At 74.9% G+C, this 12,435-nt stretch carries 11 protein-coding genes; 4 read left to right on the forward strand and 7 right to left on the reverse strand.

Going from position 1 to position 12,435, the window contains the following annotated elements; translation table 11 throughout:
- Positions 1-198: 198 nt before the first annotated feature.
- From NUM_RS11045 to NUM_RS11060, 4 genes are all read right to left on the reverse strand, one after another.
- Positions 199-2,445, reverse strand: a complete 2,247-nt coding sequence (locus NUM_RS11045; protein ID WP_207124702.1) for an iron ABC transporter permease — start codon at positions 2,443-2,445, stop codon at positions 199-201.
- Positions 2,442-3,443, reverse strand: a complete 1,002-nt coding sequence (locus NUM_RS11050; protein WP_207124703.1) for an ABC transporter substrate-binding protein — start codon at positions 3,441-3,443, stop codon at positions 2,442-2,444. The genes NUM_RS11045 and NUM_RS11050 overlap by 4 nt, the downstream gene beginning before the upstream one ends.
- 34 nt (positions 3,444-3,477) lie before the next feature.
- Positions 3,478-4,407 (reverse strand): ABC transporter ATP-binding protein, encoded by a 930-nt coding sequence (locus tag NUM_RS11055; RefSeq protein ID WP_207124704.1) that lies wholly within the window; start codon positions 4,405-4,407, stop codon positions 3,478-3,480.
- Between the two features lie 132 nt (positions 4,408-4,539).
- Positions 4,540-5,097: a TetR/AcrR family transcriptional regulator gene (locus tag NUM_RS11060; protein WP_207124705.1), complete on the reverse strand. Its 558-nt coding sequence runs from the start codon at positions 5,095-5,097 to the stop codon at positions 4,540-4,542.
- A gap of 81 nt (positions 5,098-5,178) precedes the next feature.
- On the opposite strand from NUM_RS11060, the gene NUM_RS11065 reads away from it, so the two are divergent.
- The gene (locus NUM_RS11065; protein ID WP_207124706.1) at positions 5,179-6,579 is read left to right on the forward strand and encodes an MDR family MFS transporter; all 1,401 of its coding nucleotides are present in this window, start codon (positions 5,179-5,181) and stop codon (positions 6,577-6,579) included.
- A 99-nt stretch (positions 6,580-6,678) separates the two neighbouring features.
- A complete protein-coding gene (locus NUM_RS11070) occupies positions 6,679-7,176 on the forward strand; it encodes a hypothetical protein (RefSeq protein ID WP_207124707.1) in 498 nt (165 codons plus the stop codon).
- A gap of 60 nt (positions 7,177-7,236) precedes the next feature.
- Here the strand turns inward: NUM_RS11070 and NUM_RS11075 are convergent, their stop codons facing one another.
- The gene (locus tag NUM_RS11075; protein WP_207124708.1) at positions 7,237-8,262 is read right to left on the reverse strand and encodes an Lrp/AsnC ligand binding domain-containing protein; all 1,026 of its coding nucleotides are present in this window, start codon (positions 8,260-8,262) and stop codon (positions 7,237-7,239) included.
- A gap of 168 nt (positions 8,263-8,430) precedes the next feature.
- Here NUM_RS11075 and NUM_RS11080 point away from each other — a divergent pair, with 168 nt between their 5' ends.
- On the forward strand, positions 8,431-9,702 hold the full coding sequence (locus NUM_RS11080; RefSeq protein ID WP_207124709.1) for an MFS transporter: 1,272 nt from the start codon (positions 8,431-8,433) through the stop codon (positions 9,700-9,702).
- Complete coding sequence (locus NUM_RS11085; RefSeq protein WP_207124710.1) at positions 9,699-10,862, forward strand: M20 metallopeptidase family protein; 1,164 nt, start codon at positions 9,699-9,701, stop codon at positions 10,860-10,862. Before NUM_RS11080 ends, NUM_RS11085 begins: the two co-directional genes overlap by 4 nt.
- 88 nt (positions 10,863-10,950) lie before the next feature.
- Here NUM_RS11085 and NUM_RS11090 read toward each other — a convergent pair whose 3' ends face one another.
- Together NUM_RS11090 and NUM_RS11095 are read right to left on the reverse strand one after the other, a co-directional pair.
- Positions 10,951-11,208, reverse strand: a complete 258-nt coding sequence (locus NUM_RS11090; RefSeq protein ID WP_207124711.1) for a hypothetical protein — start codon at positions 11,206-11,208, stop codon at positions 10,951-10,953.
- A complete protein-coding gene (locus NUM_RS11095; protein ID WP_207124712.1) occupies positions 11,195-12,145 on the reverse strand; it encodes a hypothetical protein in 951 nt (316 codons plus the stop codon). Before NUM_RS11095 ends, NUM_RS11090 begins: the two co-directional genes overlap by 14 nt.
- Positions 12,146-12,435 lie beyond the last annotated feature (290 nt).

Consider the following 12,435-nt stretch of genomic DNA (forward strand, 5'->3'; position numbering starts at 1 on the left):
CGGACACCCGTTCCCCCCGCCTGCCCTGCGACCGTTCCTCCCCGTCGCAAACTTAGGCTAGCCTAGCCCATCTGTCGGCCGGCACCGGCCGGATCCCTGTGAGGTACGCCGCGACCGTCGGGTCACCGTCCGTCGCGCCACCCGCCCGCGGCGCCGGCCTCGGCCGCATCCTCGAACGGCCGGGCGACCGCCGGCGGGTCAGGACGCGGCGCGCTGGCGGCGGAGCAGCCAGATCAGGTAGGGGGCGCCGGCGAGGGCGGTGACGATGCCGACCGGGATCTCGTTCGGCGCCAGCACGTACCGGCCGAGCGCGTCCGCCGCGACCACCAGCACCGCACCGAGCAGCGCGGCGACCGGCAGCAGCCGGCGGTGCGCGGTGCCGACCAGGCGGCGGGCCAGGTGCGGCGCGATCAGCCCGACGAACCCGACCGTACCGACCACCGCCGCGGTGCCGGCGGCGAGCACGGCCCCGCCGAGCAGTACGGCCAGCCGGGCCCGGCCGGTGGGCAGCCCGAGCGCGCGGGGCAGGTCGTCGCCGAGGCCGAGCAGGTCGAGCACCCGGGCCGCGGCGATCAGCACCGCGAGCACCAGTACCGGCAGCACGAACCAGGTCAGGTCGCTCACCGAGCGCGCGTAGGTGGAGCCGGCCAGCCAGGTCAGCGCCGCGGCCAGCTGCAACTGCGCGCGCAGCGACAGCACCTGGATCAGCGCCGCGGTGGCGGCGGCCAGCCCGATGCCGACCAGTACCACCCGGGTCGGGTCCAGGGCGTGGCTGGTGGATCTTGGTCGAGCGAGGCGAGTCCCATTCGTTCGCTCGCAAGGCGGAGGGCAGTCCGTGTGCCGGGCTTGCACTCGGGCTGACCGACAACGCCGCGGGCGGGCGAATGGGGCCGCCGCAGCCGGCCTGAAGATCCACCAGCCACGCCCTTGGACGCCGGTGCGGCGGCGGGTGGCGAGCAGCATCACCAGGCCGAGCGCGAGCACCCCGCCGACCAGCGCGGCGGCCGGGATGCCCCACCGGGGCGCCGTCGGTACCAGGGTGATCAGGGCGACCGCGCCGATCGCGGAGCCGCCGGTGACGCCGAGCAGGCTCGGCTCGGCGAGCGGGTTGCGCACCACCGACTGGATCGCGACACCGGCGCCGGCCAGGCAGGCGCCGGCCAGCGCGGCTGCCACGATCCGCGGCGCCCGGAACGCGACGATCCCGTTGGACAGCGCGTCGGACCGGCCGACCGTCGCGGCGACCAGTTTGCCGATCGACAGGTGCACGTCGCCGACCGCCAGCCCGGCCAGTACCGCCAGCGCCAGCGCGACGACGCCGCCGGCCACGATCAGCGCGTACCGCCGGCGACTGCGCGGCGCCGACACGGTCACCGCGGCGCCGGTGTCCGCGTCCCCGGTCGGTACCCGGCGGGCCAGGTAGACGAAGATCGGGCCGCCGACCAGCGCGGTCACCACCCCGGCCGGGATCTCGTACGCGCTGGAACCGGATGCGGCGAGCAGCGCGCGGGCCACCACGTCGGCGCCGAGCACGAAGACCGCGCCGTACACGCCGGCGATCGGCAGCAGCGCGGCGTGCCGGCGCACCCCGAACATCCGCACCACCACCGGCGCGACCAGCCCGACGAACCCGATCGGCCCGGTCAGCGCGACCGACACGGCCGAGAACACGACGGCGAGCGCGAACGCGGACAGCCGGATCCGGCCGACCCGCAGCCCCAGCGCCTCGGCGGTGTCGTCGCCGAGCGCGAGCAGGTCCAGCGGCCGGGCCAGCAGCGGCGTGACCGCGGCGGCGAGCAGCACGATCAGGCCGAGCAGCAGCGGCCGGGTCAGCCCGGTCTCCAGCAGCGATCCGTTGCCCCAGAAGAAGAGCCCCTGGGCGCGCTGCGCGTGCAGGATCAGCAGCACGGTCGCCGCCGAGCTGCCGGCCATCGCGACCGCGGTACCGGCGAGCAGCATCCGGCCGGGCGCGACCGGCCCGCCGGCGGTGAGCAGCTGCACCAGCCCGGCGGCGACCAGGCCGCCGGCGAACGCCACCGCCGCCGACGGCAGGATGCCGAGCTGCACGCCGGACAGCGTGCAGATCGACACGGCGAGGTAGCCGCCGGCGTTGACGCCGAGGGTGTCCGGCGCGGCCAGCGGGTTGCGGGTGGCGCCCTGGATCAGCGCGCCGGAGATGCCGAGCGCCAGCCCGGTCACCACGCCGGCGGTCAGCCGCGGCAACCGCGATCCGCGCAGTACGGCCAGCGCGTCCGGGTCGGTGTGCCCGGTGGCGAGCGACAGCAGCCGGGACAGCCCGATGCCGGCGCTGCCCTGTCCGAGGTGCACGATCGCGAGCTCCACCAGCAGCGCGACACCGACCGCGGCGACCACCGCGATCCGGTACCGGCCGGCCGGCGGTACCGGCCGGCGCACCGCCGGCGGGGTCGCGATCGTCGCGGTCACGCCGCGCCGAGCGCGCTCAGCGCCTGGTCGATCAGCATCTCGTTGGACTTCGGGCCGCCCCAGACCCAGGTACCGGGGTCGATGCCGTGCAGCTGGTGCTGCTTGACGAAGCCGAGGTTGCGCCAGGTGGCGTTCTTCGCCAGCGCGCCGGTGAACGGGTTGTCGGACGGCTGAGCGATGTAGAGCACGGTCGCGTCGGAGACCTGGGTCAGCCCCTCGACCCCGGTCGCGGTGAAGCCGGACGGGTCGGAGTCCTTGCCGTGCCAGGCGTTCGTCAGCCCGATCGACTCCAGTACCTGCACCGCCTGGGAGTGCGCGGTGTAGGCCCGGATGCTCGGCTGCCCGTCGACCGAGAACCCCTGCAGCAGCGCGACGTCCGTCGCCTTGCCGGCGAGCTTCTTCTTCGCCGCGGCCACCTTCTGCTGGTACTGCGCGACGACCCGCTTCGCCGCGTCCGCCCGGCCCACCGCGGTACCGAGCTGGATCATGCTGGTGTTCGCGGTCCGCACCAGCTGGTCGTTCGGGCTGTACCCGTCGAACTCGACGACCGGCGCGATGTCCTTGAGCTGCCCCAGGTTCGCGCTGACCCGGCTCTTCTCCACCACGATCAGGTCCGGGTTCAATGCCTTGATCTTCTCCAGGCTCGGCTGCGCCCGGGTGCCGACGTCGGTCACGCTCTTCGGCAGCCGCTTCCCCGCACCGACCCACTGGTCGTACGTGCCGGCGTCGCCCACGCCGACCGGCGTGACGCCGAGCGTCAGCAGGTCCTCCACGTAGTTCCACTCCAGCGCCACGACCCGCGTCGCCGGCTTCGCCAACTTCACCGTACCGGTCACGTCGTGCACCGTGATCGAGCCGGCCTTCGACCCGGATCCGGTGCCACCGGAGGCATCCCCGGCGGTACCGCCGCCGCAGGCGGCCAGCAGCCCGGTGGCCGCGAGCGCGACCGCGCCGACCAGCAACCGGCGGGTGGTACGGAGAGGGGGGAAGGTCGGCATGGCGCTCCTCGTCGGTCCAGGGGTGGGTGTGGGGTCAGTCGGTGTCGTACGAGCTGCCGGCGACCGCCTCGGCCGGCGTCGCGTCGCCACTCCCGTCCCCGACCTCGGCGCCAGCGGTCCCGACGGCAGCATCCACGGCACGAGCGCCAGCGTCCGCGGTAGCGGAGGCGGGATCGTGGTCGAGGCGGGGGAACAGCGCCAGGTGGCCGGACTCGGGGTCGCGGACGACGGCGACGTCGAGCTCGAACGCCCGGCGGATGTGCGCGGCGGTGAACACCTCGTCCGGGGTACCGGCGGCGACCACGCCACCGTCCGCGGCGAGCACCGCGTGGTCGGCGTACCCGGCCGCCTGGCCGAGGTCGTGCAGCACCAGGCCGCAGGCGATGCCGTGGTCGCGGGCCAGGCCGCGGACCACCTCCAACACCTCCAGCTGGTGCCGCAGGTCGAGGTAGGTGGTGGGCTCGTCGAGCAGCAGCACGCCGGCCTGCTGGGCGAGCACGGTGGCGAGCCAGGCCCGCTGCCGCTCGCCGCCGGACAGCTCGTCGATGCGCCGGTCGGCCAGTTCGTCGGCGTGCGTGACCGCCAGCGCCCAGTCGACCGCGGCCCGGTCGTCGGCGGTGTGCCGGCGCAGCGCGCCGCGATGCGCGTACCGGCCGTGCCGGACCAGGTCGTGCACCGCGACCCCGGCCGGTACCAGCGGGGACTGCGGCAGGAACGCCAACCGTCGGGCGAGTTCGCGCCGGGACAGTCCGGTCAGCTCGTCGGCGCCGATCCGGACCGTACCGGCCAGCGCCGGCTGCAGGCCGGCGAGCGTGCGCAGCAGCGTCGACTTGCCGCAGCCGTTCGGGCCGACGAGCACGGTGACGGTGCCGGGGGTCAGGCCCAGGCCGACGTCGGACAGCACGCAGCGCTGCGGGTACCCGACGGCGAGGCCGGCGGCGGACAGCGCGGGTGCGGCGACCACTCATCCTCCCGAGCGCACGGACCGACCCCCGACCGGGCCGATAGATAAGGCGAGCCTAACCAAGCCGTCCGGCCCTGTCATGCCAGCGTGGGCCATCCCACCCGCGGCACCCAGACGGCCGGTACCGCCGGGTCAGCGGGTGAACAGCGGGAGCACGATGTCGTCGACGATCTCGACCAGTGCCGATTCGGGCGCCGGCGCGTGCGTGACCACCATCTCGTGCCGGACCAGGTCCATCGGCAGCCGCGCCATCCGCGGCGTGATCCGGGGCAGGTCGATCTCGCCGCGGTCCGCGGCGCGCCGCAGGATGGTCATCGTCCAGCTCGGCTCCGCCTCGAAGATCTCGCTCTGCACGTGCGGGAACTCGGCGATCAGCCCGTGCATCAGGTCGTGCCCGAGCTCCCGGTACCGGCCGGACGCGCGGCGCAGCACGGCGAGCAGGTCCTCGCGCAGCGAACCGGTGTTCGGAACGTCCTCGGCGAGCGGGACGACCCGGCGGCGCATCGCGGCGACCATCAGCTGCGCCCGGCTCGGCCAGCGCCGGTAGATCACCGCCTTGCCGGTACCGGCGCGGGCGGCGACGCCCTCCATGGTCAGGTTCCCGTAGCCGACCTCGGCGAACTCGTCCCAGGCTGCGGTGAGGATCGCGTCCTCCAGCACGGCGCCGCGTCGGCGTGATCCGCTTGTCACCCGGTACCCCCCTGGATACGGCCGTTCCTTGAGCGTATCGTCCGATATTAGAGACGGCCGTTTCTTATTGGGGTGGTGGACATGACGACGACGGAGGTCGTCGACGACCGGCGGCTGCACCGGCTCGCCTGGGTGCTGATCATCGGCGGCATCGCGCCGCTGCTGGACACCACGATCGTCAACGTCGCGCTCGACCGGATCGGCCGCGAGCTGCACGCGCCGGTCGCCACCGTGCAGTGGATCGTCGCCGGCTACCTGCTCGCGTTCGCCGTCGCCATCCCGCTGTCCGGCTGGCTCGTCGCGCGGTACGGCGCCCGCCGGATGTGGCTCGCCGCCCTCGTGCTGTTCCTGATCGGCTCGATCGCCGCCGGCCTGTCCTGGAACGTCGGCAGCCTGATCGCGTTCCGGGTGTTCCAGGGGCTCGGCGGCGGGCTGATCCAGCCGCTGCTGACCACGCTGCTGGTCCGCGCCGCCGGCGGCCGCCCGCTCGGCACCCTGATGGCCACCGTCAGCACCCCGGCGGTGGTGGTACCGATCCTCGGGCCGGTGCTCGGCGGCCTGATCGTCACCGGCCTGAACTGGCGCTGGGTCTTCTTCGTCAACGTACCGATCGTCCTGGTGGCGATCGGCCTGGCGGCCCGCGCGCTGCCCCGCGACGGTGCCGCACACCCCGGCGCGCACCTCGACCTCGCCGGGCTGGCCCTGCTGTCCCCCGCGCTGGCCGCCCTGATCTACGGGCTGTCCACCGCCGGTGCGCACGGCTTCGGCGCGCCGCGCACGCTGGTACCGCTGGCCGCCGGGATCGTGCTGCTCGCCGGCTACCTGGCGTACGCGCTGCGCAGCCGGCGGGAGCCGGCGATCGACCTGCGACTGTTCCGGCACCGCACGTTCGCCGGCGCGGCCGGGCTGATGTTCCTCGCCGGCGTCTCGATGTTCGGCGCGATGCTGCTGCTTCCGCTGTACTACCAGCAGATCCGCGGCGCGTCGGCGCTGCTGGCCGGGTTGCTGCTGGCGCCGCAGGGGATCGGCTCGCTGCTGCCACGGCGACTGGCCGGCCGGCTCGTCGACCGGATCGGGCCGCGGCCGGTCATCCTCACCGGCGCCGCGCTCACCGTCGCCGGCACCGTCCCGTTCGCGCTCGCCGGCACGCACCCCGACCCGGTACTGCTGGGTGTCGCCCTGGTGGTCCGCGGCGCCGGGCTGACCTCGGTGACGATCGCGGTGATGGCGACCGCGTTCGACGGGCTGGCCGCCGCCGAGGTGCCGCACGCCAGCAGCGCCATCCGGATCGTGCAGCAGCTCGGCGGCTCCTTCGGTACCGCGGTGCTCGCCGCCGTGCTGGTGCGCGCCGCGGCGGGCAGTCCCGGTACCGCCGGGCACGCCGCGGCGTTCGGCACCACGTTCTGGTGGACCATCGGCTGCACCGCGCTCGCCCTGCTCCCCGTGCTGCTGCTCCCGTCCCGCCGCCGTACGGCAGCGTGACCGACCGGCGCACTGGGGCGAGGGTGGTCCGCGCGGTGTGTTCCGAGGTCGCGCCGGAGAGGCGATGGGCGGTGGGCGGTGGGCGCCTACGCTGACGGCGTGCGAGGACGGTTGCCGCGGGGCGGCGGGTGGCGGGTGTGGTGCCGGCGGGCGCCGTGGCGCGGCTGCCGCACCGGCCGACCGCTGGCCCGGCTGCTCGACCTGCTCGACCTGGACATCGACCCGATCTCGGTGCTGTGCCTGCTGATCGCGCTGCCGCTGCTGGTGGTGATGGCCGCCGAACAGGTGTTGCGGCTGGTCCTGACGCCGGTCGCGGTGCTGGTCCGGGCGCTGTTCGGGCTGCCCTGGCCGGTCGAGATCGCCTACGGCCGGTTCGGCCGCCGCGAGTCCAGCCTGGTGCTGGTCGACGGGTACGCCACGGCGGCCCGGGTGCGCGACGCCGTCGCCGGGCGGCTGGCGTCCGGCGCGCCGCTCGCCGACCCGGCGTTCCAACAGTGGCTGTCCGAGGTCGGCGCGATGTTCCTGCCGACCCGGCCCCGCGGCACCCTGCGCCGGCTGTACCGGGCCAGCCGCCAGCTCGCCGGCTCCCGCCGCTGACGGCGCGCAGCCGCACGGTTTCGCCGCCGATCCCGGAGTCGTACTCGACGGCCACGGGGGTCAGGGCAGGGCGACGCCGGGCGGGCGCCAGACGTCCATGTCGACGGCCCGGACCGCGCGGCCGGCGTCGTCGAGGACCCGGCCCATCAGTTTGTGGTGCCGCAGCACGATGGCGCGCTCGGCGATCGACATCCCAGGAAAGCGGGCGGACAGGCTGATCTCCAGCCGTTGCAGGTCGGCCAGCGCCGGCAGCCACACGGTGACGACCAGGTTCTGGGTGCCGGCCACCGCCGCGCACAGCCGTACCTCCGGGCGCGAGGCGATCGCCGCCGCGGTGGCGGCGAGCTCCCCGGGCGGCACGTTCGCCCACAGCGTCGCGGACACCGGCCGGTGCGAGGCGTACCGGGCGAGTTCGCACCGGATCGTCAGCACGCCGTCGTCGAGCATCCGGGCCACCCGGCGCCGGGCGGTCGCCGCGGTGATGCCGGCCGCAGCGGCCAGCTCCGCGTACGGCACCCGGCCGTCCCGGCCCAGGGCGAGCGCCAGCGGCCGGTCCACGGTACGCAACTCGCCGGTCCCGGTGGCCCGGCTCAGCGCGGACCGGCGGAGCCGGTCCCGGGCGGCGGCGTCCAGCACGCCGACGCGCCAGCTGGAGCCCTCCGCGTACACGTCGGTGACCATCGTGGTGCGGGTGGCGGTGACGCCGGGCAGCCGGGACAGCCGGCCGACCAGGTAGTCGGACAGGTCGGCGAGGCCGGTGGTCCACACGGTGAGAAGCAGGTCGCAGCTGCCGGTGGTGTGCTCGACGGTGACCGCGTGCGGATCGTCCAGGATCTGCGCGGTGATCTCGGACAGCCGGCCGGGCAGGCAGGAGACCGCGACGAGCGCCAGGCTGGTGCGGCGCATCAGCGTGGCCGACCCGTACCCGGTGATCCAGGCGTCACCGGCCGCGGACAGCCGCTGCCAGCGCCGGGCGACGGTCACCGGATCGGCGCCGAGCACGGCACCGAGCAGCGACCAGGACGCCCGCGGCGCGATCTGCAACGCGTGCACCAGGGCCAGGTCGGCATCGTCGAAATCCTGCATCAGTGGGCGAGGCTAACGTTCGATCCTGCGTTTCGGCGACCGACTTCGGGTACCCGGGGCAATGATCTGCCCATCCCCCACGAATCGAGGCGTCCCCATGAACGGCCAGCATCGAACGCATCGTGCGCGCACCAGCCTCCGGACCGGTCCGGCCCGGGGGGAACAGGCATGAGCGAGACGGCCACCTTGCCGCTCGGGCTGGCCGGTCGGCTGCGGCAGGTCGCCGCGGCGTCGGTCGGCAACGCGATCGAGTGGTACGACTGGTACACCTACACGTTCCTGGCCAGCACGTTCGGGCCGCTGATCTTCCCCAGCCACAATCCGATCACGTCCGCGCTGGAGACGTTCGGCGTGTTCGCGGTCGGGTTCTTCATGCGCCCGATCGGCGGCCTGCTGCTCGGCAGCGTGGCCGACCGGTTCGGCCGGCGCACCGCGCTGACCGTGACGATCCTGCTGATGGGCCTGGGCAGCCTGCTGGTCGGCATCGTGCCCACCTACGCCGCGGTCGGCGTGCTGGCACCGGTCATCCTGGTACTCGCCCGGCTGATCTCCGGGCTGTCGATCGGCGGCGAGTTCGCGGCCTCGACCACGTTCCTGGTCGAGTCGGCCGGGCCGCGCCGCCGCGGCCTGTTCGCCAGCTTCCAGTACGTGTCGACGACCATCGGCCAGCTCGTCGCGTCCGGGCTGTCCGCGCTGCTGGTGGTACTGCTGTCGGACCACGCCATGACCGGCTGGGGCTGGCGGATCCCGTTCCTGCTCGGCGCGGTACTCGCGCTGTTCGGGCTGTGGCTGCGCCGCGGTGTGCGGGAGACCAAGCACGTCGCCGCGACCGACCGGCCGCGCTTCTACGAGGCGCTGATCCGGCACCCGAAGCAGTCGCTGCTGATCGTCGGGATCACCATCGGCGGCACCATCGCCTACTACTCGTGGACCGCGTACCTGCCGACCTACGCGCAGCAGAACGTCGGGTTCGACAAGGGCGAGTCGCTGATCGTGTCGACGATCGCGCTGGCGTTCTTCGCGCTCATCCAGCCGCTCGGCGGCATGCTGTCGGACCGGATCGGCCGCAAGCCGATGCTGCTGGCGTTCTCCGCCGGTTTCGCGATCCTGACCGTGCCGTTGCTGATGCTGCTGACCAACTCGTTCGGGGTGATGCTGGCGATCACCCTGGTCGGCATGATCCTGCTGACGGGGTACACCTCGATCGCGGCGGCGATCAACGCGGAGGTGTTCCCGGCCCGGGTCCGCGCCAGCGGCATCGGCTTCCCGTACTCGCTGGCGGTGGCGCTGTTCGGCGGGACGGCGCCGTACGTGGGGACGCTGTTCAAGTGGCTCGGCGACCCCGGGCTGTTCCCGTACTACATCGCGCTGCTGTGCGCGGTGTCGTTCGTGGTGTACCTGTTCCTGGCCGAGACCGCGAAGAAGCCGCTGGAAGCATGAACCTGACCCGGCTGCGGCACGACCTGCACCGGCATCCCGAGATCGGGCTGCGGCTGCCCCGGACCCAGCGCGTCGTGCTCGACGCGCTGGCCGGGCTGCCGGTGCAGATCGCCACCGGGCACGGGCTCTCGTCGGTCGTCGCGGTGCTGCGCGGCCGGGCCCGCACCGACGGTCCGGTGGTACTGCTGCGGGCCGACCTGGACGCGCTGCCGGTCACCGAGACCGCCGACGTACCGTACCGGTCCACTGTGGACGGTGTGATGCATGCCTGCGGGCACGACCTGCACACCGCGATGCTGGTCGGTGCCGCGCACCGGCTGGCCGCGCGGGCCGACGAGCTCGCCGGCGACGTGCTGTTCTGCTTCCAGCCGGGCGAGGAGGGGCACGGCGGTGCGCGCGCCATGCTCGCCGAAGGGCTGCTGACCGCGGCTGGCCGCCGCCCGACCGCCGCCTACGCCCTGCACGTGTTCGGCGACGTGGTGCCGCACGGGGTGGTCGCCACCCGACCCGGACCGATCATGGCCGCCTCGGACGGGCTGCGCGTCACCGTGCACGGCCGCGGCGGGCACGCCTCCACCCCGCACCGCAGCCGCGACCCGATCCCGCCCGCCTGCGAGATGGTCACCGCGACGCAGGCGCTGGTCGCCCGCGGCTTCGACGTGTTCGACCCGGTCGTCGCCACCGTCGGCACGATCCACGCCGGCACCCGCCGCAACGTGATCCCATCGACCGCCGAGCTGGAACTGTCGATCCGCTCGTTCACCGCCGAGTCACGGCGCGCGGTGCTCGACCGGCTGACCCGGCTGTACCAGGGGATCGCCGCGGCGCACGACCTGACCGTCACCGTGCAGCCGACCCCGGTGCACCCGCCGACCGTCAACGACCCGGCCGCGGCCCGGCTGGTCCTCGACACCGCGGCCGAGCTGTTCGGCCCGGACCGCTCGCACACCCTGCCGCACCCGCTCACCGCGTCCGAGGACTTCGCGTACCTGCTCGACCAGGTAGCGGGGGCGTTCGTGCTGCTGGGCGCCGCGCCACCCGGCACGGCACCGGCCGACTCCGCCAGCAACCACGCCGGCGACGTGGTGTTCGCCGACGACGTGCTGGCCGACGGGGCCGACCTGCTCACCGCCCTCGCGCTCCGCCACCTGCGCCACTGATCGACGGTCCGGCGGCGTCCGGCCTCCCCCACGGAGCGGACGCCGCCGGAGAATCGGCGGCTGCGCCGGCGTCGACCGCCGGCGCAGCTCAGTCGCGGCGTTCGTGCCGGCCGGGCGGCGCGTTGCGCACCACGACCTCGCGCAGCGCGGCGGTCGCGTACCCGGCGAGGCTCAGCATGCCAAGGCCGAGCAACCCCACCCCGAACCAGAGGCTCAGCCTGGTCGACCCGGTCCAGTGCGCCCCGGTCGGCTGGTAGTGCAGCAGGAACGGCGCGGCGACCAGCCAGCCGCCCGCCACCGCCAGCAGCACCAGCGTGATCACCGCGACACCGTCACGCACCTTCACGACGCACCTCCGCCCGGTACCGCTCCGCGCGCCCGCGACCGCCGACCGCGTCGGCGACCGTACTGCCGGCGGGCTCGTGGCTCGGGTGCAGGAACCCGGACCAGGCGGGCCCGGAGTGCCCGTTCACCCCGACGCTGGGTCGCCGCGGGAACCTGCCGATCGTCGCCGTCTCGGCCCCGACCGCCGCCAGCTCCTCGGCGTCGGGCTCCTCGGCATCGGGCTCCTCGGTACCGGAACGCTCGGTGCCCGGGGGCTCGGTGCCGCCGGGCTCGGTGCCGGCCGCCGTGAGGTCAGCACCGTCCGGTACCTCGGTCCGATCCGCCGGGCCGGTCGGGGTTCCCGGGTGCGCGCTCGGCGACGACGGGTCAGGCCCCGGAGCCGCCCGGCCCGCGTCGGCGGTGAGATCGGCGACCAGCGCCGGCAACACCGCGGCGAGCAGGTCCGCCGCCGGCACCGAATCCGGCTCGGTCGGGGTCGGCTGCCCGCCCGGTACTCCGGCCGCCGGAGCCGGCGCCGCGTCGTCGTTCCGGCGAGCCGCGGAGGCACCCGCTGCGTCGCGCGCGCCGGTGAGCGACCCCGCACCGTCCCGGCCCGCAGCATCCCGGCCCACAGCGTCCCGGCCCGCAGCGTCCCGGCCCGCCGAATCCCGGCGCGCAGCATCCCGGCCCGCAGCATCCCGGCCGGCAGCGAACCCGGCGGAGCGTTCCGGCGCGGAGCCGTACCGGTGGGTCAGGCCGACGAGCGCCGCGGTTGCGGCGACGAAGCCGAGCAGGCCGACCAGCGCCACCGCACCGCCGGTCAGCACGGTGACCGTGGTCGGCCGGGTCCAGTCCCGGCCGGCCGGCTGGTTGCCCAGCGCGAACGGTGCGAGCATCAGCCACAGCCCGGCGAGCAGCGCCACCACCCCGGCGGCGGCCGCGACGAGGCGCCGGATCATCGCACCTCACCGCCCCAGCCCACGCCGTCCACCGGGCCGCCGGGCGCACCGCCGGCCCCGTACGTCGGCGCGCGGCCCGCCGCCGGCCCGCCGGCATCGCGGCCCCCGGTCACGGGCTCGCCGCCCACGATCGGTGCACCGCCGTTCCCTGCCGTCGGTTCGCCGCCCGCGATCGGTACCGCCGGAGCGCCGGTCCCCGCCGCCGGGTGGCCGCCCACGGCCGGTACTCCGGCGGCGTTGCCGGGCACCGGCTCGCCGATCGGGCCGCGGCCAGCGCCGCCGGCGGACGG

Source organism: Actinocatenispora comari, from assembly GCF_017312725.1.
Classification (GTDB): Bacteria; Actinomycetota; Actinomycetes; order Mycobacteriales; family Micromonosporaceae; genus Actinocatenispora; species Actinocatenispora comari.